This is a genomic window from Streptomyces sp. NPDC051921, assembly GCF_040680975.1.
GTDB lineage: Bacteria > Actinomycetota > Actinomycetes > Streptomycetales > Streptomycetaceae > Streptomyces.
This window is the reverse complement of record NZ_JBFAXU010000017.1, coordinates 52,068-74,135: the sequence shown is the minus strand read 5'-3', so window position 1 is coordinate 74,135 and position 22,068 is coordinate 52,068. Positions and strand designations below refer to the sequence as shown.

At 73.5% G+C, this 22,068-nt stretch carries 16 protein-coding genes and 1 pseudogene; 8 read left to right on the top strand and 9 right to left on the bottom strand.

What is annotated here, in order from left to right; genetic code table 11:
- Nucleotides 1-118 precede the first annotated feature (118 nt).
- Nucleotides 119-1,900 carry an ABC transporter ATP-binding protein gene (locus AB0M16_RS22635; RefSeq protein ID WP_365345613.1) on the bottom strand — a complete coding sequence of 594 codons (1,782 nt, stop codon included), beginning with the start codon at nt 1,898-1,900 and terminating at the stop codon, nt 119-121.
- The gene (locus tag AB0M16_RS22630; protein WP_365345611.1) at nt 1,897-3,738 is read right to left on the bottom strand and encodes an ABC transporter ATP-binding protein; all 1,842 of its coding nucleotides are present in this window, start codon (nt 3,736-3,738) and stop codon (nt 1,897-1,899) included. Before AB0M16_RS22630 ends, AB0M16_RS22635 begins: the two co-directional genes overlap by 4 nt.
- 196 nt (nt 3,739-3,934) lie before the next feature.
- On the opposite strand from AB0M16_RS22630, the gene AB0M16_RS22625 reads away from it, so the two are divergent.
- On the top strand, nt 3,935-5,536 hold the full coding sequence (locus AB0M16_RS22625; RefSeq protein WP_365345609.1) for a peptide-N4-asparagine amidase: 1,602 nt from the start codon (nt 3,935-3,937) through the stop codon (nt 5,534-5,536).
- 77 nt (nt 5,537-5,613) lie between these two features.
- Here AB0M16_RS22625 and AB0M16_RS22620 read toward each other — a convergent pair whose 3' ends face one another.
- Together AB0M16_RS22620 and AB0M16_RS22615 are read right to left on the bottom strand one after the other, a co-directional pair.
- Nucleotides 5,614-8,538, bottom strand: coding sequence for an FAD-binding and (Fe-S)-binding domain-containing protein (locus AB0M16_RS22620; protein ID WP_365345607.1), 2,925 nt, complete (start codon nt 8,536-8,538; stop codon nt 5,614-5,616).
- Between the two features lie 53 nt (nt 8,539-8,591).
- On the bottom strand, nt 8,592-9,062 hold the full coding sequence (locus tag AB0M16_RS22615) for a MarR family transcriptional regulator (RefSeq protein ID WP_365345605.1): 471 nt from the start codon (nt 9,060-9,062) through the stop codon (nt 8,592-8,594).
- 92 nt (nt 9,063-9,154) lie between these two features.
- Between AB0M16_RS22615 and AB0M16_RS22610 the strand changes: the two genes are divergently transcribed.
- Together AB0M16_RS22610 and mltG are read left to right on the top strand one after the other, a co-directional pair.
- Nucleotides 9,155-10,990: an ABC transporter ATP-binding protein gene (locus AB0M16_RS22610; protein WP_365345604.1), complete on the top strand. Its 1,836-nt coding sequence runs from the start codon at nt 9,155-9,157 to the stop codon at nt 10,988-10,990.
- A gap of 287 nt (nt 10,991-11,277) precedes the next feature.
- Nucleotides 11,278-12,141, top strand: a complete 864-nt coding sequence (gene mltG, locus AB0M16_RS22605) for an endolytic transglycosylase MltG (RefSeq protein WP_365345602.1) — start codon at nt 11,278-11,280, stop codon at nt 12,139-12,141.
- On the opposite strand, the gene AB0M16_RS22600 is transcribed toward mltG, so the two are convergent.
- A complete protein-coding gene (locus AB0M16_RS22600; protein WP_365345600.1) occupies nt 12,107-13,207 on the bottom strand; it encodes an NAD(P)-binding domain-containing protein in 1,101 nt (366 codons plus the stop codon). The genes mltG and AB0M16_RS22600 overlap by 35 nt on opposite strands.
- Before the next feature lie 88 nt (nt 13,208-13,295).
- Nucleotides 13,296-13,534 (bottom strand): annotated as a pseudogene (locus AB0M16_RS22595) (alkanesulfonate monooxygenase); the annotation flags it as partial.
- A 90-nt stretch (nt 13,535-13,624) separates the two neighbouring features.
- Between AB0M16_RS22595 and AB0M16_RS22590 the strand changes: the two are divergent.
- A complete protein-coding gene (locus tag AB0M16_RS22590; protein ID WP_365345598.1) occupies nt 13,625-14,041 on the top strand; it encodes a secondary thiamine-phosphate synthase enzyme YjbQ in 417 nt (138 codons plus the stop codon).
- Between the two features lie 79 nt (nt 14,042-14,120).
- Here AB0M16_RS22590 and AB0M16_RS22585 read toward each other — a convergent pair whose 3' ends face one another.
- Nucleotides 14,121-14,705 carry a DinB family protein gene (locus tag AB0M16_RS22585; protein WP_365345596.1) on the bottom strand — a complete coding sequence of 195 codons (585 nt, stop codon included), beginning with the start codon at nt 14,703-14,705 and terminating at the stop codon, nt 14,121-14,123.
- A gap of 145 nt (nt 14,706-14,850) precedes the next feature.
- Nucleotides 14,851-16,140, bottom strand: a complete 1,290-nt coding sequence (locus tag AB0M16_RS22580; RefSeq protein ID WP_365345594.1) for a helix-turn-helix domain-containing protein — start codon at nt 16,138-16,140, stop codon at nt 14,851-14,853.
- Nucleotides 16,141-16,495: 355 nt separating this feature from the next.
- Between AB0M16_RS22580 and AB0M16_RS22575 the strand changes: the two genes are divergently transcribed.
- Nucleotides 16,496-17,851, top strand: coding sequence for a lipase family protein (locus AB0M16_RS22575; RefSeq protein WP_365345592.1), 1,356 nt, complete (start codon nt 16,496-16,498; stop codon nt 17,849-17,851).
- A 117-nt stretch (nt 17,852-17,968) separates the two neighbouring features.
- On the opposite strand, the gene AB0M16_RS22570 is transcribed toward AB0M16_RS22575, so the two are convergent.
- Nucleotides 17,969-18,652 carry an alpha/beta hydrolase gene (locus AB0M16_RS22570; RefSeq protein ID WP_365345590.1) on the bottom strand — a complete coding sequence of 228 codons (684 nt, stop codon included), beginning with the start codon at nt 18,650-18,652 and terminating at the stop codon, nt 17,969-17,971.
- Between the two features lie 304 nt (nt 18,653-18,956).
- On the opposite strand from AB0M16_RS22570, the gene AB0M16_RS22565 reads away from it, so the two are divergent.
- From AB0M16_RS22565 to AB0M16_RS22555, 3 genes are all read left to right on the top strand, one after another.
- The gene (locus tag AB0M16_RS22565; RefSeq protein ID WP_365345818.1) at nt 18,957-21,026 is read left to right on the top strand and encodes a SpoIIE family protein phosphatase; all 2,070 of its coding nucleotides are present in this window, start codon (nt 18,957-18,959) and stop codon (nt 21,024-21,026) included.
- A 146-nt stretch (nt 21,027-21,172) separates the two neighbouring features.
- Nucleotides 21,173-21,634 carry a DUF6325 family protein gene (locus tag AB0M16_RS22560; RefSeq protein WP_365345588.1) on the top strand — a complete coding sequence of 154 codons (462 nt, stop codon included), beginning with the start codon at nt 21,173-21,175 and terminating at the stop codon, nt 21,632-21,634.
- A 73-nt stretch (nt 21,635-21,707) separates the two neighbouring features.
- Nucleotides 21,708-22,001 carry an SHOCT domain-containing protein gene (locus AB0M16_RS22555; RefSeq protein WP_365345586.1) on the top strand — a complete coding sequence of 98 codons (294 nt, stop codon included), beginning with the start codon at nt 21,708-21,710 and terminating at the stop codon, nt 21,999-22,001.
- Nucleotides 22,002-22,068: the final 67 nt, after the last annotated feature.

Genomic DNA, 22,068 nt, shown 5'->3' with positions numbered 1-22,068 from the left:
CCCCGCCGTGAGCCGCCCCGCCGTGAGCCGCCCCGCCGTGAGCCGAGACCGCCCGCGTGCGCCCCACCGGCACCCGGCCCGCGCCCCGGCTCGGGGCTCCGGAGCGCCGCTGACCGGGCTACCCGTGCCAGGACCGCCACAGCGCCGCGTACGCCCCGTCCGCCGCCACCAGCTCGTCATGGCTGCCGAGTTCGCTGATCCGGCCGCCCTCGACGACCGCGATCAGGTCGGCGTCGTGCGCCGTGTGCAGCCGGTGGGCGATGGCGACGACCGTGCGGCCCTCCAGGACGCGGGCCAGCGAGCGCTCCAGGTGCCGGGCCGCGCGCGGGTCGAGCAGCGAGGTCGCCTCGTCGAGGACGAGCGTGTGCGGATCGGCCAGGACGAGCCGGGCGAGCGCCACCTGCTGGGCCTGCGCCGGGGTGAGGGCCTGCCCGCCCGAGCCGACCTCGGCGTCCAGGCCGCCGTCGAGGGCCCGGGCCCAGCCCTCCGCGTCGACCGCCGTCAGGGCCGCCCACAGCTCGGCGTCCCCGGCGCCCGCCCGGGCGAGCAGCAGGTTGTCACGGAGCGAACCGACGAAGACGTGGTGCTCCTGGTTGACCAGGGCCACGTGCTCGCGGACCCGCTCGGCCGGCATCCGCGCCAGCTCGGCCGAGCCGAGGGTCACCGTGCCGGCGCGCGGCGCGTAGATGCCCGCGAGCAGCCGACCGAGCGTCGACTTCCCGGCGCCCGACGGGCCGACCAGGGCGAGCCGGGTGCCCGGAGCGACGTCCATCGACACCTGGTGCAGCACGTCGACGCCCTCGCGGTAGCCGAAGCGGACCTCGTCGGCGCGGACCTCCCGTCCCTCGGGCCGAACGGTCCCGTCGCCCGCGTCGGGCTCGATGTCCCGGACGCCCACCAGCCGGGCCAGCGACACCTGGGCCACCTGCAGCTCGTCGTACCAGCGCAGGATGATCCCGATCGGGTCGACCAGCATCTGGGCGAGCAGCGCGCCCGTGGTCAGCCGGCCCACGTCCATCCATCCGTGGAAGACGAGGACGCCGCCGATCGCGAGCACCGCGGTGATCACGACGGTGTGGGTGAGCGTGACGACCGGGAAGAGCACCGAACGCAGGTAGAGGGTGTACCGCTCCCACGCCGTCCATTCGCCCACCCGCCGGTCCGACAGCTCGATGCGGCGTCGGCCGAGGCGGTGCGCCTCGACCGTGCGGCCCGCGTCCACGGTCTCCGCGAGGGACGCGGCCACCGCCGCGTAACCGGCGGCCTCCGAGCGGTACGCGGCCGGCGCGCGCCGGAAGTACCAGCGGCAGCCGACGAAGAGCAGCGGCGCGGCGAGCAGCAGCGCGGCCGCCAGCGGGGGCGCGGTGACGGCGATGCCGCCGATCAGCAGCGCCGCCCACACCACGCCGATGACCAGCTGCGGCACGGCCTCGCGCATCGCGTTGGCGAGCCGGTCGACGTCGGTGGTGATCCGGGACAGCAGATCGCCGGTCCCGGCCCGCTCCAGGACGCCCGGCGGCAGCGCCACCGAGCGCACGAGGAAGTCCTCGCGCAGGTCGGCCAGCATCTCCTCGCCGAGCATCGCGCCGCGCAGCCGGACCATCCGGGTGAACACCGTCTGGATCAGCAGCGCGACGGCGAACAGGGCCGCCGTGCGCTCCGGATGGAGATCCCGGGCCCCTGCGGTGAGCGCGTCGACGACGGAGCCGAGGAGGTACGGCCCGGCCATCGAGGCCGTCACGGCGACCGCGTTGACCGCGACGAGGGCCGCGAACGCGCCCCGGTGACGGCGCAACAGGTCCCGGACGTACCTCCGGACCGTGGCTGCGGTCCCGACCGGCAGCGTCGTCGCCGACCGGGGGGCTGCCGGGTCGTACGACGGCGGCGCGACGGCGATCATGCCGTCTCTCCTTCCAGCTCGTCTTCTCGTTCGTCCAGCGCCCGCCACTCGGCGTCGAGGCCGAGTGGCGGGGCCGCCGTCCCGCGTGCACCTTCGTCCTCCGTCTCGCGGGTGACGACGGCCCGGTAGCGGGGTTCGCCGGCCAGCAGCTCGCGGTGGGTGCCCACCGCGACCGCCCTCCCGTCGTCGACCAGGACGACCCGGTCGGCCAGGTCGAGCAGCAGCGGAGAGGAGGCGAGGACCACCGTCGTCCGGCCCGCGCGCAGCCGCTTGATCCCGGCGGCCACCCGGGCCTCGGTGTGCGAGTCGACCGCCGAGGTCGGCTCGTCCAGGACCAGCACCCCCGGGTCGGTCACCAGGGAGCGCGCCAGGGCGAGCCGCTGGCGCTGGCCGCCGGACAGCGACCGGCCGCGCTCGGCGATTTGGGTCCGCATGGGGTCGCCGTCGGTGTCCACCGAGGCCTGCGCGAGGGCGTCGAGCACGTCCCCGCACTGAGCCGCTTCCAGCGCCTCGGCCGCCGCCACGTGCCCGGAGGACGGCACGTCGAGCAGCTCCGCGAGGGAGCCGGAGAGCAGCACCGGTTCCTTGTCCTGGACGAGCACCGCGGCACGCGCGGCGTCGAGGGCCAGCTCGTCGAGGGCCACGTCGCCGACCAGCACCGAGGAGTGTTCCTCGCCCGGCTCCGCCGGGTGCCCGCCCAGCCGGTCGGCGAGCCGGCCGGCCGCGTCCGGGTCGCCGCAGACCACCGCGGTGAGGGCGCCGGCCGGCGCGCGCACGCCGGTCACCGGGTCGTACAGGTCGCCGCTCGGCACCTCCCGAACGGTCCCGGCCGACGGACCCGTCGTACGGGACAGGGCGAGCACCCGGGCGGCACGCCGTGCGGACGGGCGCGAGAAGGAGTACGCCATGGCGATCTCCTCGAAGGTGCGCAGCGGGTGGTGGGTGAGTGCCACCGCGCCGTAGACCGTGACCAGTTCGCCGACCGAGACGCGCCCGTCGAGGGCGAGTCGCGCGCCGTACACGATCACGCCGACGAGCAGGACGCCCGGCAGCAGCACCTGGATCGCCGCGATGAGCGCCCACATCCGGGCGCTGTGCACGGCGGCCCGGCGCACCTCCTGGGAGGCGGCCCGGTAGCGGCCGAGGAACAGCTCCTCGCCGCCGATTCCGCGCAGGACGCGCAGCCCGGCGACGGTGTCGGAGGCGAGTTCGGTGGCCCGGCCGGCCTTCTCGCGCTGTGTGTCGGCCCGGCGCGTGGCGCGGGGGAGCAGCGGCAGCGCGGCGAGGGCGAGGACGGGGACGGCGAGCGCGACGACCAGGCCGAGGTCCGGCTGGTACAACACGAGCCCGACGCAGACCAGCACCAGGGAGACGGCGGCCGACGCGAAGCGGGAGGCCGCCTCGACGAACCAGCCGATCTTCTCCACGTCACCGGTGGAGACGGCCACGACCTCGCCCGCCGCGACCCGTCGGGTCAGGACGGAGCCGAGCTCGGCGGTCTTGCGGGAGAGCAACTGCTGCACCCGGGCGGCCGCCGTGATCCAGTTGGTGACGGCCACCCGGTGCACCATCATGTCGCCGGCCGCGATGGCCAGGCCGAAGGCGACGAGCAGCCCGATGCCGAGGCCGAGCCGGCCGCCGTCGCGGTCCACGACCGCCTGCACGGCGACGCCGACGCCGAGCGGCAGCCCGGCGATGCCCAGCTGCAGCAGCAGGCCCCACAGCAGGCACGTCACCTGACCGCCCAGCTGCGCCCGGCCGAGCCACAGCAGGAACCGCGGGCCCGAGCGGACGTCCGGGTCCCCTGGGTCGGCGTACGGAAGATCGCGAATCTGCATGCTGTCCCAGCGCTTTCGGCCGATTTCTCGTAGCGGTCCGGAGATGTCTCGAACCGGTCCAGGCTCGCCCCGCCGGACGGCGGTCGGCAATCGATTTTCCGGCGCCCGGGTTTTCCGGCAACCGGGAACAGAACCCGCCAAGCCGGACCGACGCCCTCTGGACCGCGTCAGCGGGCCCGCGCTTCACTCACGACCCATGAGACAACGGAAGATCATGAGCATGATCGGAGGCCTCACCCTGGCCGCCGGTGTGCTGCTCGCCGCCCCGGCGGCCCACGCGGACGAGGCCCCGACCCCGCCGGCCGAGTTCACCACCGACTGGCACGACCCGGTCACCGCCGCGCCGCCGATCGCCACCCCCGGCACCCGCACCTGCGAGGTGACCCTCGCCGAGGTCCAGTTCCGCGACTTCACGCCGTACAAGGGGAGTTACGCTCCGCCCGAGGAGTGCGGCACCCGCTGGAACAAGGTGGTCCTGCGCCTGGAAGGCAAGGTGAAGGGCCGCCAGTACGACCGCCTCGGCTACCTCACCGTCGGCGGCGTCGAGATCCTCCGCACCTCCACCCCCGAACCCTCGCCCGACGGCATCGCCTGGTCGGTCGAGAAGGACGTCACCCGCTACCGCGACACCCTGAGCCGGCCCCGGTCCGTCGAGATGCTCATCGGCAACGTCGTCAACGAGACGTACACCGGGGTCCTCGACGTCCGCGTCACCCTCACCTTCCACACCGCCCAGGGCAAGGTGCGCCCCGCCGCCGGCACCCCCGACCGGGTGCTGCCGCTCACCGACGCCACCCTCACCACCCCGCGCAACACCGAGCGGATCCTCGCCGAGGTGTACGCCACCGGATCGGGCGGCGGCTGCGAGGAGTTCTGGTACCTCACCGTCCCCGACGCCGCGCCCTACTCCTGCAAGGCCACCGACGGCCCGTACCGCGAGGTGCGGATATCCGTCGACGGGCAGCTCGCGGGCATCGCCGCCCCCTTCCCGCACGTCTGGACCGGCGGCTGGTCCAACCCGTTCCTCTGGTACGTGACGCCCGCGCCGCGCGCCTTCGACGTCCAGCCCGTCGTCTACGACCTCACCCCGTTCGCGGGCGTCCTCAACGACGGGCGCGCCCACCGCGTGGAGGTCTCGGTGGCCGGCGTCCCGGCCGGCCGGACCGGCTGGAGCGTCCCCGCCAACGTGCTGCTCTGGCAGGACGAGGGCAGCAAGGTCGTCACCGGCGCCCTCGACCGGCACGAGTCCGGCACCCCGCGCAACGCGGCGGTGTACACCCCGGGTTCGCCCGACCGCCTGGAGACCACGGGCGGGCACACCCTCACCGTCGCCGGCCACCTGAACACCTCGCACGGCCGCGTCGCGACCACCGTCACCCGCACCGTCGACCACCGGTCCACACACCGGTGGGGCGCCGACGAGAACCCCGACGCGCTCTCCGCGTACTGGACCGACGACGAGACGGTGACCGTCGGCCGGACCGCCACCCGCACCCACCGCACGTACACCATGGACGGTGAGATCGTCATCGGCGCCGACAACCGGCTCCGGACCGTCCTCACCGTCGGCGACCGGGCCGCCGTGGACGTCGTGCGGGACGGCAGGCGCCTGTCCTGGCAGCGTCTCGACGACACCTACACCGGCGACGCCTCCTTCGCCCTGGGCGTCCCGCGCGAGCAGCGCCACGCGATCGGCACCAGCGCCGAGCGCTACCGCGCGTACGGCTCCGGCGGCTGCTACGACCGCTCGCTGAAGACCGTCCAGGGCACCCTCGTCGAGGACCTCCGGCGCTGCTGAAAGCCGCACCCGTACGGCGCCCGCGCCTCGCCGGCCCGGGCGCCGTCCCGTACCCCGGTGCCCCGGCGGGCACCCGGCTACGGCCGCGTCGCGCGCTCCAGTTCCAGCAGGGCCGAGTGGTACGTGCGGCCGGTGGCGCGGTCCATGCCGACCTCGCACATGCGGTTGGCCGACAGATGCGCGTCGAAGGGGCGCGCGGTGACCTCGGCGGCTTCCTGGGCGGTGGCGGACGCGGTCAGCTCCGGATGCAGCATGCCCCGGTCGCCCGCGAAGGCGCAGCAGCCCGCGCCGACCGGGACGACCACCTCGTCCGCGCAGGCCTCCGCGAGGGCGACCAGCCGGTCCTCGTCGCCCAGGTGCCGCATCGAGCAGGTGGGATGGACCACCGCCGACGCCACCCGTCGGCGGACGTCGAGGCGGGGCAGCAGCTCGTCCGCGGCCCACACCAGCGAGTCGAGCACGGTCAGCTCGGCGTGCAACTCCCGGTTGTCCTCATTGAGGTACGGCACGACCTCGTGCGCGATGCCCAGCGTGCAGGAGGAGGCGTCGACGACCAGGGGCAGCCGGCCGCCGGCCGTCCAGCCCCAGGCGGCCTCCACGATCCGGTTGGCCATCACCTCGGTGCCCCGCTCGTACCCCTTCGAGTGCCAGATGGTCGCGCAGCAGGTGCCCGCCACGTCGTCCGGGATCCACACCGGCCGCCCGGCGCGGGCGGACAGCGCCACCACGGCTTCCGGGAGCGACGGACCCTCGAAGCCGTCCGGATTGCCGAAGATCCGGTTCACGCAGGCCGGGTAGTAGACGGCGGCCGCGGCCGGCCGGTGGGTGCGGGGCAGTCGCCCTGGCGCCGCCCCCGGGATCTCGGGCAGCCACTCCGGGACGAGATCGGGACGCACGACCTTGCGGGCGAGCCCGGTCGCCGACGCCATCACCCGGTCGCCGATCCGCGCGCCGGCGCCCACGGCGAGCCGCGCCGAGGCCTCCACGGCGCGGAAGTTCCGGGCGGTGAGGGCGGCGATCCGCTCCTCCCGCGCGGAGTGCCGCTCGTGCCGGAACGCCTTCATCAGCGCGCCCGTGTCGATACCGACCGGGCACGCGAGCTTGCACAGGGAGTCGCCGGCGCAGGTGTCGACGGCGTCGTGACCGTACGCCTCCAGGAGCCGTGCCTCGACCGGCGCCCCGTCGGCCTGCCGCATCATCTCCCGCCGCAGGACGATGCGTTGGCGCGGAGTGGTGGTCAGGTCGTGGCTGGGACACGTGGGTTCGCAGAAGCCGCACTCGATGCACGGATCGGCGATCGCCTCCACCCGGGGGATGGTCTTCAGACCGCGCAGGTGCGCCTGCGGATCGCGGTCCAGGACGATCCGGGGCGCGAGGACCCCGTCCGGGTCGATGACCTCCTTGGTGCGCCACATCAGTTCGGTCGCCTTGGGCCCCCATTCCAGCTCCAGGAAGGGCGCGATGTTGCGGCCGGTGGCGTGCTCGGCCTTGAGCGAGCCGTCGAAGCGCTCCACGGTCAGCTTGCAGAACTCGGCCATGAACGACGCGTAGCGCTCGACGTCGCCCGGGTCGCCGGCGTCGAAGGACAGCAGGAAGTGCAGGTTGCCGTGGGCGGCGTGCCCCGCGACGGCGGCGTCGAAGCCGTGCCGGCCCTGGAGGTCGAGCAGCTCCGCACAGGCGTCCGCGAGCCGCTCGGGCGGTACCGCGAAGTCCTCGGTGATGAGGGTCGTGCCCGGGGGGCGCGCGCCGCCGACCGCCGTCACGAAGGCCCTGCGGGCCTGCCAGTAGCCGGCGACGGTCCGGGCGTCGCGGGTGAAGGCGTTGCTCACGGACGCGACCGGAGCGACCAGGTCCAGGTCCTCCATGACCCGGGCCGCCGCCTCCTCGTACGCCTCCTGCGCGGCCTGGTCCGGCGCCCGGAACTCCACGAGCAGGGCGGCCACCCCCCTCGGCAGCTCCGCCCAGTCGGCGGGCACGCCGGGCACGCGCACCGAGGCGCGGAGCGTGTTGCCGTCCATGAGCTCGACCGCCAGGGCGCCCGCGTCGTTGAAGCGCGGCACGGCGGCCGCGGCGGCCGGCAGGGAGGGGAAGAAGAGCAGCGCCGTCGAGACCCTGCGGTCCAGGGGCAGGGTGTCGAAGACGGTCTCGGAGATGAAGCCGAAGGTGCCCTCGGAGCCCACCATCAGGCCGCGCAGGATCTCGACCGGGGTGGCGCCGTCGAGGAAGGCGTCGAGCCGGTAGCCGTTGGTGTTCTTGATCGCGTACTTGGCGCGGATCCGGGCCGTGAGCTCCGCGTCCGCCTCGATCTCCGCCTTGAGGGCCATGAGCCCGGCGCACAGCCGGGGGTCCGCGCGGGCCAGCTCCGCGTCGGCGTCCGGGGCGGCGGTGTCGACGACGGTGCCGCTCGGCAGGACGAAGGTGAGCGAGGCGAGCGTGCGGTACGCGTTGCGGGCGGTGCCCGCCGTCATGCCGGACGCGTTGTTGGCGACCACCCCGCCGATCGTGCAGGCGACGGCGCTCGCCGGGTCCGGGCCGAGCACCCGGCCGTACGGCGCGAGCGTCGCGTTGGCGCGGGCGACCGTGGTGCCCGGTCGGATCCGGGCTCGGGCCCCGTCGTCCAGGACCTCGACCCCCGCCCAGTGGCGGCGCACGTCGACCAGGATGTCCTCGCCCTGCGCCTGCCCGTTGAGGCTGGTCCCGGCGGCCCGGAACACCACCTCGCGGCCCTTCCCGTGCGCGTACGAGAGGACCGCCGACACGTCGTCGATGTCCTCGGCCACCACCACGACCTGCGGCACGAAGCGGTAGGGGCTCGCGTCCGAGGCGTAACGGACCAGGTCGGAGACCTTCGACAGCACCTTGTCCGGGCCGAGGACGGCGACCAGCTCCTCCCGCAGGTGCTTCGGGGTGCCGCGGGCCTGGAGGTCCGGCACCCGGTCGGGCGCCGCACGCCGCTTCGTACCGGCGCGCAGGGTCCGCGGATTCGGCTCCAGTACGGGCATGGCCAGGGCTCCCCTCCGGTGTGCGGTGTGCCCCGGTCTCGGCTGCCCCGGTCTCAGCAGACGGGCTCCGGACCGCGGTCGACCAGAGCGGACAGCAGACCTCCGAGCACCTCGCGCTGTTCGACGGTCAGTGGGGCCAGCATGTCCTCTGCGGCGGCACGGCGCGCGCTGCGCAGCTCCCTCAGCGTGTCGCGGCCGCTGTCGGTGAGCTCGATCCGCACCACCCGGCGGTTGGTCGGATCGGGCACCCGGCGGACCCGGCCGGCCGCCTCCAGAGCGTCGACGAGGGTGGTGACGGCGCGGGGGACCACTTCGAGCCGGGCCGCGAGATCCGCCATCCTGGGCGGCTCCGGGTAGTGCGCGACCGTCCGCAGCAGCCGGGACTGCGCCGGGGTGATGCCGACCGGCTCCAGGTGCCGCTTCTGGATGCGGTGCAGCCGGCGGGTGAGGCGCAGCAGCTGCTCGGCGAGGAGGCCGTCGGGGTCGGGGCTGCCGGGACTGCCGGGAGTGGCCGGGGTGTTCATGACGGAACAATATCAGGACCGTGTTCATTGTGAGTATAGGTAACAATGAGCTATGCTCTCATCGCCTCATTCTCGAACTCTCGTAGGAGCCCATGCACCCGCACGACGAGTCCACCTGGACGCCCCCCGCCCGTGACCGCACCCGCCCCGAGGAGCCCGCCCAGCTGCGGCGCATCCTGAGCCTGTTCCGCCCCTACCGGGGCCGCCTGGCCCTCGTCGGCCTGCTCGTCGCGGCGTCGTCGCTGGTCTCGGTCGCCTCGCCCTTCCTCCTCCGGGAGATCCTCGACACCGCGATCCCGCAGGGCCGCACCGGGCTGCTCAGCCTGCTCGCCCTGGGCATGATCGTCACCGCCGTGGTCTCGGGCGTCTTCGGCGTGCTCCAGACGCTCATCTCCACCACCGTCGGCCAGCGCGTCATGCACGACCTGCGCACCGCGGTCTACGCCCAGCTGCAGCGGATGCCGCTCGCCTTCTTCACGCGCACCCGCACGGGCGAGGTCCAGTCCCGCATCGCCAACGACATCGGCGGCATGCAGGCCACCGTCACCTCGACCGCCACCTCCCTGGTCTCCAACCTGACCGGCGTGGTCGCCAGCGTCGTCGCCATGCTCGCGCTCGACTGGCGGCTCACCCTGGTCTCCCTCCTCCTGCTGCCCGTCTTCGTCTGGATCAGCCGCCGGGTCGGCCGCGAGCGCAAGCGGATCACCACCCGGCGCCAGAAGCAGATGGCCGCCATGGCGGCGACCGTCACCGAGTCGCTGTCCGTCAGTGGCATCCTGCTCGGCCGCACCATGGGCCGCGCCGACTCCCTCACCCGGTCCTTCGCCGAGGAGTCCGAGCGCCTCGTCGACCTCGAAGTGCGCTCCTCCATGGCCGGACGGTGGCGGATGTCCACCATAGGCATCGTCATGGCCGCCATGCCCGCCCTGCTCTACTGGGCGGCGGGCCTCGCCCTCCAGGCCGGCGGCCCCGACATCTCCCTCGGCACCCTGGTCGCCTTCGTCTCCCTCCAGCAGGGCCTCTTCCGGCCGACCGTCAGCCTGCTGTCGACCGGCGTGCAGATCCAGACCTCGCTCGCCCTCTTCCAGCGCATCTTCGAGTACCTCGACCTGCCCGTCGAGATCACCGAGCCCGACGAGCCCGTCCGCCTGCCGAAGGCCTCGGGCGAAGTCGTCTTCGAGAAGGTCGGCTTCCGCTACGACCCCGAGGGCGAGGGCCGCCCCACCCTCGACGGCATCGACCTGACGGTCCCGGCCGGCGGCAGCCTGGCCGTCGTCGGCCCGACCGGCTCCGGCAAGTCCACGCTCAGCTATCTCGTGCCCCGGCTCTACGACGTCACCGACGGACGGGTCACCCTCGACGGCGTCGACGTGCGCGACCTGGACTTCGACAGCCTCGCCCGGGCCGTCGGCGTGGTCTCCCAGGAGACCTACCTCTTCCACGCCTCCGTCGCGGACAACCTGCGCTTCGCCAAGCCCGACGCCACCGACGAGGAGATCGAGGCCGCCGCGCGCGCCGCCCAGATCCACGACCACATCGCCTCGCTGCCCGACGCCTACGACACCCTCGTCGGCGAGCGCGGCTACCGCTTCTCGGGCGGTGAGAAGCAGCGTCTCGCGATCGCCCGGACCATCCTGCGCGACCCCCCCGTCCTCATCCTCGACGAGGCGACCAGCGCCCTCGACACCCGTACCGAGCATGCCGTGCAGCAGGCCATCGACGCGCTCTCCGCCGGACGCACCACCATCACCATCGCCCACCGGCTCTCCACCGTCCGCGACGCCGACCAGATCGTCGTCCTGGAGGCGGGCCGGATCGCCGAGCGCGGCACCCACGAGGAGCTGCTCGCCCTCGACGGGCGGTACGCGACCCTGGTGCGCCGGGACGAACACACGAACGCGGGAGCGGTTGTTCCCCAGAACGTGTGATCGTGCCGGTTTTCGTTGCCCAGCCCCCGCGCGGCAGCTGATGATTACGGTGCGCAAGCGACGGGCTGCAGACCGCGACTGCGCAGTCCCACAGAATGCTCTGCACGAGGAGAAAGCACCACCATGAACGTCATCACCAACCTGCTCGCCGGCGTCCTCCACTTCCTGGGCTGGCTCGTCTGACGATCGCAGTGCCCGGCGCCGCCGGTCCCCCGTCCCAGGGGACCGGCGGCGCCGCCGCGTGTACGCTCCGTGATTTCCCGAGCGCGCCGGGTTAGCGTGCGCCCATGACGTACCGGTCCTGGCAGCCCGAACACCGACGCCGGCGCGCACGCCTCACCCGGCGCGGCAGGCTCGTCGTCCTCGTGGGCGCCGTCCTGGCGGCGGCCACCGCGGTCGCCGTGCCCCTGCTGCTGCTCGGAGCGCCGGACAAGCCCGCCCCGCACAAGCAGCGCACCCTGCTCATCCCCGAAGGCTGGCGCGGGGGAGAGGTGTACGCCGCCGTCGACCGCTCCCTCGGCCTGCCCGCAGGCACCGCCCGCAAGGCCGCCCAGACGCCCGCCACGGACCTCGCCCTCCCGGCAGCGGCCGACGGCAATCCGGAGGGCTACCTCTTCCCCGCCACCTACCCGGTGGGCAAGGCCACCACCGTGGAGGGCCTGCTGCGCTACATGGTCGACACCGCCGGGAAACGCTTCGGGACCGCGCGCATCGCCGAGGGCGCCCGCAGCCAAGGGCTGAGCGTCCATCAGGCCGTGATCGTCGCCAGCATCGTCCAGGCGGAGGCCGACACCGCCGAGGACATGGGCAAGGTGGCGCGGGTCGTCCACAACCGGCTCGCCCGGGGGATGCCGCTCCAGATGGACTCGACCCTCAACTACGCCCTCGGTCGCGACACCGTGGACACCAGCCACGCCGACACCCGCATCGACAGCCCCTACAACACCTACGAGCGCGCGGGGCTGCCGCCGTCACCCATCGGGAACCCCGGCGAGCAGGCCATGGCCGCGGCCGTCGCCCCCACGAAGGGCGACTGGCTCTACTTCGTCACCGTCCGGCCGGGCGACACGCGCTTCACCGCCGACTACGCCCGGCACCAGGCGAACGTCGCCGAGTTCAACGAACAGCGACGGGCTGCGGGGCGCTCCTGAGCAGCGCGCGGATCTCGGCGACCGCCGCGCGGCCGGCCCGGTTGGCCCCGATGGTCGAGGCGGAGGGCCCGTACCCGACCAGATGAACACGCGGGTCCCGCACCGCCCTGGTCCCCTCCACCTGGATCCCGCCGCCCGGCTCGCGCAGCCGCAGCGGGGCCAGATGGTCGATCGCGGCACGGAACCCCGTCGCCCACAGGATCACGTCCGCCTCCACGGTCCGCCCGTCGGCCCAGGCCACCCCGGTCGGCGTGATCCGGTCGAACATCGGGAGGCGGTCGAGCACCCCGCGCTCGCGGGCCTCGCGGACGGCCTCGTTCAACGGCAGCCCGGTGACCGACACCACGCTCTGCGGCGGCAGTCCCTGCCGCACCCGCTCCTCCACGAGCGCCACCGCGGCCCGTCCCTGGACCTCGCCGAAGCGCCCCTCGCGCCAGACCGGCTCGCGCCGCGTGACCCATGTCGTCGCGGCGGCACGGTCCGCGATCTCCATCAGATGCTGGGTCCCCGAGGCCCCGCCGCCGACCACGACCACCCGCTGCCCGGCGAACGCTTCGGGCCCCGAGTACTGGGCGGTGTGCAGCTGGCGCCCCCGGAACGTCTCCTGTCCCGGGTACCGCGGCCAGAAGGGCCGGTCCCAGGTGCCGGTCGCGTTGACGAGCGCCCGCGTCGCGTACGTCCCCTCCGAGGTCTCCACGAGCAGCCGCCCACCCTCGCCCTCGCGCACCGCCGTCACGTCGACGGGCCGGTGCACCCGCAGGTCGAAGGTCTCCTCGTAGTCGGCGAAGTAGTCGCCGATCACCTCGGACGACGGCCGCGCGGGGTCGGCCCCGGTCAGCTCCTTGCCGGGCAGCGCGTGCATCCCGTGCACCTTGCCGTACGTGAGCGAGGCCCACCGGAACTGCCAGGCGCCGCCCGCCCGGGGGGCGTGATCGAGCACCACGAAGTCCCGGTCGGGCTCGAACCCGCTCCGCCGCAGGTGATAGGCGGCGGAGAGCCCCGCCTGCCCGGCGCCGATGACCACCACGTCGACGTCACGCGCTTCGTGTACCCCGAAATCGTTCACGATTCCACCAACCGCGGGCGGGGCGGGGATCTTCCCGACGGGCCCAGAAGCGTCCGGCCCGCCCGGCAGCCGCCCGCCCTGCCGTTCCCTACCGCCCGCCGCTGACGATCAGCGGTGCTCCGCCCGGAGCCGAGGCCGGGCGGCCGTCGAGCGCCGGTACCCCGAGCAGCGGGGACGGCGGGAGGGGCGCGAGCAGTCCCTCGCGAGCTCGGGAGTCACGCCTTCCCCGAACCAGCACGCCTCCGCCAGGTGCGGATAGCCGGAGAGCGCGAAGTGCTCGACGCCCAGGTCGTGGTACTCCTCGCTCCGGTCGGCCACGTCCGCGTGGCGCCGGACCCGCTGCCGGAGATCTTCTTCGGTGCGGCGTCTCGGAGCGTGGACGCGCGATTCCGCCCCCCTGAACGGCACCATGTCCCCATGGCCTTCAGCACCACGATCCTCACCCTCACCACCGGCTCACAGGAGACCGTCACCGACCTCACCCGCCACTGCGAGGACTTCCTCTCCCGCACGGCCCAGGGCGGTGACGGCCTCCTCAACCTCTTCGTCCCCCACGCCACGGCCGGCCTCGCGATCCTGGAGACCGGCTCCGGCAGCGACCACGACCTGCTGACCGCCCTCCACCACCTGCTCCCCGCCGACGACCGCTGGCAGCACCGCCACGGCTCCCCGGGCCACGGCCGCGACCACGTGCTCCCCGCCCTCGTCCCTCCGCACGCGACCGTCCCGGTCATCGGTGGGCACCTGGAACTGGGCACCTGGCAGTCGATCTGCCTGGTGGACACCAATCGCGACAATCCGGAGCGTCAGGTCCGGCTGTCGTTCCTGGGGTAGTGCTGGTCACCGCACCGACGGATCCGCACCCACGACCGGCGTCGTGCCGTACGGACTTCGCGTCCTGGGAGACGCCCTCTCAGCCTCGACCGGTGCGGACCGACCTGGCCGCCCGCTCGATCCTCGCGCGGTGGGCCGCACGGGCTTCCTCGTCGACCTGCTCTTCGTATTCGGCGCGCAATCCGGTCCGGCCGTCGAGGCCCTCGCGCAGGATGTCGGCGTGCCCGGCGTGCCGGACGGACTCGCCGAGGACGTGGACCAGGACGGCGAACAGGTTGGTGTCGGCATGGGGCTCCGGCCACCACGGCACGTGGCCGGGGGCGTCGAGGGGCAGCTCGTCGATCGTGGCGTCCGAGTGTTCCCACGTGCGCCGGTAGTACCCGATGACCTGATCACGGGTCTCGTCCTCGGTCGCCCACAGGTCGCTGCCGTCGGAGTCCTGCCACCGGGGCAGCGGTTCCGGGGAAGGGCGGTCGAAGACCTCGCCGAAGTACCTGGCCTCGACGGTAGCCACGTGCTTGACCAGGCCGAGGAGGTTGGTCCCGGTCGCCGTCAGAGGGCGGCGGACGTCGTACTCGGACAAGCCGTCGAGTTTCCAGAGCAGCCCCTCGCGGTCCCGCCGCAGTCTCCCGTGCAGGGTGTCCTTCGCGAATTCGTCGATCATGCGGCATGAGCCTGCCATGGGCCGCCGGCGGTCTCAAGATCCCCTGTGCCGTCCGGGACAGCCCGACGGCGCCTGCGCCCCCCTCGTGGTCGTGGCTTCGGGCGAACTCGCCGCCGCCGTCCTGACCGTGCGGACGGCCGGTCGTTCAGCCCTGGCGTGAGGTGCCCGCGCCGGGTCCGCCGCGCTTCACCGCGTCATGGGCCGCCAGTGCGGCGTGCAGCGTGACCAGGTTGGCCCCCCGGGTCGCGTCCAGTCCGGTGAGATCCGCCGCCTTGCGCAGGCGGTAGTCCACCGTGTTCGGGTGGACCTGGAGCCGGGCCGCGGCCCGGCGGCGGTCGAGACTGCAGGCGAGGAACGTGCGCAGGGTGGCGAGCAGTTCGGGGCGGGTGTCCAACGGGTCGAGCAGCGACGCGAGTCCCTCCCTGGCCGGGCTCGGACGGCTCAGGTGGAATTCGAGCAGTACGTCGTCGAGCAGGTACAGCCCGGGCCCCTGTCCGGACGCCTCGGCCACCTCCCGTACCTCGCCGGCGAGCCGGGCGGCCTCCGCCACGCCCTCCGGGGGTGCCGCGGCTGCCGCGGCCAGCACCTCGGCGCCGCACATCCTGCCCAGCTCCACGACCAGTCGCGAGAGCCGGTCCCGGTCGGCCGGGCCGAAGTCGGCGGCCGGTGCCTCGTGCGGGATGAGGACCAGTCCTCCGCCGCCCGACAGCACGGACAGCGGAACTCCCGCCGTCTGGCGCTGCAGTTCGTTGCGCAGCCGCCGGAGTTTGCGGCGGGCGGCGACCGCGTGGTCCACGCCGGGGACCAGCTCGTCCGGGTGCCGCCCCACGGAGATGCTCAGTACCAGGTAGGTGGGCGGCAGGCGGATGCCGGCGCGATCGGCCGCAGCCTGGGCGCTGCCCCCTTCCAGCAGTCGGGACAACAGCGACTGCAGGGCGACCTGCTCGTCGCTCAGTGCCGTCTGCCGCTCCTGCACGAAGCCGGCCGCGACCTCGCAGCTCACCACCCGCAGGTACGCGAGCAGTTGACGCTGGACCAGCAGCAGGTCGCCCATGTCGTCCGGATCGGCCGCCGGGAAGATGCGGGCGGCGCACTCCTCCGCACCGAGGTGATAGGCGCCGACCACGGCCTCCAGCGGCACGCCCTCGTCGGCCCGCCGGGCCGACGACTCGCGGATCGCCGCCTGCTCCGCGGGGTCCGGCAGCTCGCCGGTGCGCAGCATCTCGGCGAAGCTCCGGATGCCGCGGGTCACCTGTTTGGCGATGTCGCCGCCGAGCTGTTCCGACGGCAGCCTTCCGTAGACGGGCAGCCGTTCGACGAGCCGGGCCATGACCGCACGCTCGAGCGCGCCGGCGGCGGCCTGGAGCCGCTCATGGACCGGAACGCCGCCGAAGTGCGGCACGCAGTCGCGTGCAGCGGCGTTGGATGCGGTCACAATCCACCTCGCAAATCTCTGTGTTCCGCCATGGAGGCGTGGCCGCGTACCGCCTCCATGATGTTTCCGGGACATCACCTACCGGTTGGTAACACGTCGGGCCGGTGGATCGCCAGACGTGGCGGAACGCGGCCGCGTCGTCCGTCGGATCTCCCCGTACGACCCGAACGCACCGAGAGCCGCCGCGCACGAACCTCCCGTCGCCCTACAGGAGACCGACACCACCGACTCCGACCCGCCTCGCGCGGAGCCGACACCGGAACCACCGGGCAGGGGACCGCCGCCCCCGGTCGGCCGTGCCGTTCCGCGAGGCCTCAGGACGGCGCACGGGCCCCCACTCCCGAATCGAGGAACCATGTCCAGGACATCCGCTCGTCTGATCTCCGCCGCCGTCGCCACCGCGGCGGCCATGACCGCCGCGCCGGCGGCCGTCGCCACCGAGTCCGCACCGGCCGCGACCGCGACCACGGTCGCGTCGACCGCGAGCGACCCGTTCTACGCATACGACGGCAGCGAGCCCCTGTCGTCGTTCGCCCCGGGCGCCGTACTGAAGACGCGGACCCTGCCGTACCACCTCGTCGGCATTCCCACCCCGCTGAGGGCGATCCAGCTGCTCTATCGCAGCACCGATGCCCAGGGCCGCCCGGTCGCCAACGTGACCACGGTGGTGCGCAGCCTCACCGGTGACGGGAGCAAGGCCGTGTCGTACCAGTCGTTCTACGACTCGCTCGACCCGGAGGACGGGCCGTCCCGTGCCATCGCCGGCAACCTCACCCTCGGGGGCGTGATCCCCAACGCCGAGGCCGTCTTCATGGCTCCGCTGCTGGCGAAGGGCTACACCCTCGTCATCCCGGACACCCAGGGACAGCGGGCCGCCTTCGCCGCGGGACCCGAGTACGGAACCAACACCCTGGACTCGATCCGTGCCGCGAGCCGATCCGCGGAGACGGGTCTGGGCGACGACACCAGGTTCGGTCTCCTGGGCTACTCGGGCGGCGCCATCGCCACGAACTGGGCGGCCGCGATGGCACCGGCCTACGCCCCGGAAGTGAACCGGAGGCTGGTCGGCTTCGCCGAGGGCGGTCTGCTCGTGGCCCCGGCGCACAACCTGACGTACGTGGACGGCTCCCTCGCGTGGTCGGGCGTCATCCCCATGGCGATCATCGGCGTCGGCCGCTCCTTCGACATCGACGTCGAGCCCTACCTGAACAGCTACGGCCTGAAGGTGTCCGCGGAGCTGGAGAAGGGCTCCATCATCGACGCCCTCGGCCACTACCCGGGTCTGACCTGGAAGAAGATGGCGAAGCCCGAGTACGAGAACCTCAACACGGTCCCCGAACTCGTCAGGGCGGTGAACCGGATCAACCTCGGCTCCGCACCGACCCCGACCGTCCCCGGGTTCATCGCCCAGGGCGACGCGGGCGTCCTGGAAGGGACCTTCTCCCACCACCCCGGGATCGGTACGGGAGACGGAGTCATGGTCGCCGGGGACGTGCGCGCGCTCGCCCGGCAGTACTGCGCCACCGGCAACGGCGCCATCGAGTACCGGCAGTACGAGCTGCTCAGCCACATCGGCGTGCCCGTCATCTGGGCCCCCCTCGCCATGGACTGGCTCGACGACCGCTTCGCGGGCCGCACGGCCCCGTCGGACTGCGGCCGCATCCCCGCGGGCAACTCGCTGGCACCGGAGGAGCCGACGCCGCGGTCCTGACCCGCGGGTGGTCCTGCCGCGGGGGACCCGCACGGCGGGACCACCCGTCCAGGACGGAGGAACCGGGCCGCTGCCCGGGGCGCGGCCGTCGTCCCCGGGCAGGCGGCGCGGTCGTGGTCAGACCGCCGCGGCGGCGTCGCGGATGACGTCGAGCACGACGTCGGGGTGCGAGAGCATCACCACGTGGGCCGAGTCCGCCTCGACGGTCGTGGCCCCCATGCGATCGGCCGCGAAGCGCTGGTGCGCGGGCACGACCGCGTGGTCCTGCGTCGCGACCACGTACCAGCTGGGCTTGGACTTCCAGGCCGGGGCGTCGGTCGTGGCCCCCAGCACCCGCGCGTCGGCGGAGACCTGCGTCGCCCACACCAGCTGCTGGTCGGCCTCGGACAGGTCCCCGCAGAAGTCGGAGATGCCGTCGCGGGCGATCCAGATCCGCCCGTCCTGCTCGTCGAGGTGCGCGAACAGCGGCGGCGGGTCGAACCTGCCGATCAGGTCCTGGGGGGTCTCCCCGGCGTCCGGCGCCAGCGCGGCGAGGTAGACGAGTCCGGCGACCCGCTCGTCGTTCCCGGCCGCGGTGATGACGAACCCGCCCCAGGAATGCCCGACGAGCACGGCCGGCGCGCTGACCCGCGCGAGCGCACGCCGCACGGCGTCCACGTCGCCCTCCAGCGAGTCCAGCGGATTCTGGGCGGACACCACCTCATGACCCTCACGCTGGAGCACGGGGATCAGCTTGCTGTAGCAGGAGCCGTCGGCCCACAGTCCATGGGCGAACACGACACTCGGCTTGCTCGGCGACATCGACGCTCATCTCCGCTCGAAGAACTCGGGACCCTCGCCTCCCGAGTCCACCTCAGAATCACCGGACGCACACCCCGGGCGCCCCGAACGGGTCCCCGGCGCGCGGACCGGACGGCGAGGGCCGGAGCGCGGCCACCGCTCGCCGTGAGTCACCGGGCGGGCACCCTGTGCAGGTCGGGAGGGGCGCGCGTCCCACGGTCGGCGCGACGAACCGGGGGACGCGCACCCATACTGAGGATGACGGCGGGCGGCGGTCGCAGCCGGCAGTCGTCAAGGGGGCGCACGTACGGGAATCGCGGTGGCGATGCAGCAGGTGCCCTTCGACGAAGTGACCACCAGCGCGGCCAGGGACGCGGGCGGATGGCTGGGGGCCCTGCCGGTCGCCGTGGTGGCCACCAGCGGGGACGGGGCGATCGTGCGCTGGGACCAGGCGGCGGAGGACCTGCTCGGATACACCCCCCACGAGGTGCTCGGCCTGCACATCGCCGAGCTGCTCCACCCGGGCGCGGACCGGAGCCTCGGCCGCTCGCTGTGGGAGGGCGCGGCCACCGGGCGCGGGGTCATGGGCACGGTGACCGTCTGGCACAAAGAGGGACGCCCGCTGGACTTGGAGATCTGGGCGTGCCCGGTCCCGGCCCGGCACCGGGGCGGGACGACGGTACTGGTCTTCGCCGCGGAGGCGCAGGCCGCGCGACGGATCCGGGGCTCCTCGGCGGTGTGGGACGGACTGTTCTCCCGTTCCCCGGTCGGCATCGCGGTCCTGGACACCCAGCTGCGGTTCCTGCGCGTCAACCCGGCGCTGGAGGCCATGAACGGCCTGTCGCAGGCCGCTCACATCGGACGCCGCCTGGTCGAGGTCCTGCCCGATGTCAACGCCGCGGACATGGAGCGCGCCATGCGCCGGGCCCTGGACGAGGGAACGCCCGTCCTGGACTCCCGTCGCACCGGTCGCACCCCGGCCGATCCGGACCACGACCACGTCTGGTCGGGGTCGTACGTCCGGCTGGAGGACACCGACGGACGCCCGATCGGGCTGGCCGCCACCCTGATCGACATCACCGCCCAGCAGCGGGCGCAGCTCGAGGCGGACGCCGGCCGCCGCCACCTCGCGCTGGTCAACGAGGCCACCCTCAAGATCGGCACCAGTCTGGACCTGGAACGCACCGCGCAGGAACTCGCCGACGTCGCCGTACCCGATCTCGCGGACGCCGTCACCGTCGACGTCCTGGAAACCCTCGCGGCCGGCGGCGAGCTCGGCGCCGGTCTGATCGGCGGGGCCGCGCTGCGCAGGCTCGCCAAGGCGCCGCTGACCGGGTCGCCGGTCACGAGCGTGCTCGCTCCGCTGGGACGCACGCTCGCCTTCCCTCCCCAGGCCCCCTACACCAAGGCCCTCTGTGCGCTCCGCCCCTACGTCGTCGCCGAGTTCGACGCGGAGGCCATCGCCCCGGCGGCCGGCCACTCCAGCGCGCCCGCCGAACTGCTCCCGCTGGGCGTGCACTCGTTCATGATGACCCCGCTGCTCGCCCGCGGCGTGGTGCTGGGCCTGGCCACCTTCTACCGGACCCGGCCCGTCGGCCCCTTCACCGAGAGCGAGGTCGCCCTGGCCGGTGACCTGGCGGCCCGTGCCGCGGTCTGCGTCGACAACGCGCGCCTCTACCGCCGGGAACACGACACCGCCGCGGTCCTGCAGCGCAGCATGCTGCCGCAGCACATCACCCCGCCGCCGGGGATCGAGGTCGCCCACCGCTACCTGCCCGCCAGCGACGTCAACGAGGTCGGCGGCGACTGGTACGACGTCATCGCCCTGGACGACGGCAGGGCCGCCCTCGTCATCGGCGACGTGATGGGGCACGGCACCGCGGCCGCGGCGGTGATGGGACGGCTCTCCGCGAGCGTCCGGGCCCTCGCCCGCCTCGACCTCTCCCCGGAGGAGGTGCTGCACCAACTGGAGGCCGCCCTGCACGATCTCGCCGAGCCGATGCTCGCGACCTTCCTGTCCGTCGTGGTCGACCCGGCCACCGGCCACTGCCGCATCACCCGGGCAGGACACCCGCCCCCCGCGGCCGTCCTTCCCGACGGCGCCGTCCGCCTGCTCGACGTACCGCCGGGGCTGCCGCTGGGCGTCGGCGGCGTCCCCTTCACGACCACCGACATCACCCTGCCCCTCGGCAGCCTCCTCGTCCTCTACACCGACGGCCTCGTCGAGGCCCGCAGCAGCGACATCGACGCCCGCCTCGCCGAACTGACGGACCTGCTCACCAAGCCCGTCCCGTCCCTGTCGGCCGTGTGCGACCGACTGCTCACCCACCTCGTCCCGGCCTCCGCGGACGACGACATCGCCCTCCTCGTCGCCCGCATCAACAGCGTGCCCTGAGCAGGCCCGGGAAGCCGTCCCGCGCGGACGTGCGAAGCGTTCGGGCGAATGCTCCAATGGAGGTGCGACAGCGTCCGGTCACGTTCGTCGAGAGTGACGCAGGTGGGGGCGGGTGCGGTCACGTCCCCCAGCTGTGTGGAGTGATCATGAGCGATGATTTCGAGGACATGGGACCGGTCGACTACCTGGTCATCGAGTTCCCCGGCAACCGCATGACGGGCGAGGCCTTTCCCCTTCTCCTCGACCTGGTCGACAGGGGCATCGTGCGCATTCTCGACCTCCTGTTCGTCCGCAAGGACACCGACGGCAGCGTCGTCGCCATGGAACTGAGAGATCTGGACGCCGACGGCGCGTTCGACGTGTCCGTCTTCGAGGGTTCCTCGTCCGGGCTCCTCGGCCAGGACGACCTCGACGAGGCGGGAGCGGTCCTCCAGCCGGGGAACGCGGCCGGGATCCTGGTCTACGAGAACCTCTGGGCCGCCCCCCTCGCGGGAGCCCTGCGGCGCTCGGGTGCGCAACTCGTGGCCGGCGGGCGCATCCCCGTACAGGCGCTCCTCGCCTCGCTCGACGCCGTCGAGGCGGCGGAGGGCGGCGGAGCGGCCGCTTGACGTCCCCGGCCGAACGGGGCCCCGGACGACCGGGGAAGCCGATCCACTCGAAAGCGTCCAAGGAGGACCCGACATGCCAGGACTTCTTCGCGGGGTGGCGCGCACCGCGGTAGTGGCCGGAACGGCCACCGCGGTGTCCAACAGGGTTTCGCGGCGTCAGGCGGGCCGCTGGGCCGCCCAGGAGGAAGCGGCGGCGCCACCGCCCCAGCAGCAGTACGCGCCTCCGCCTCCGCCCCCGGCGCCCGCGCCGGCCGACGACATGAGCAGCAAGATCGCTCAACTCAAGCAACTCGGCGAGCTGAAGGAACAAGGCGTGCTCACCGAGGAGGAGTTCGCTGCCCAGAAGAGCAAGATCCTCGGCTCCTGAGCCCCTCGGCCCCGTCTCCGGCCCCCTCGCCGGACCCTTTCCGAGAAGCCCCCGCATGGTCGGGGGC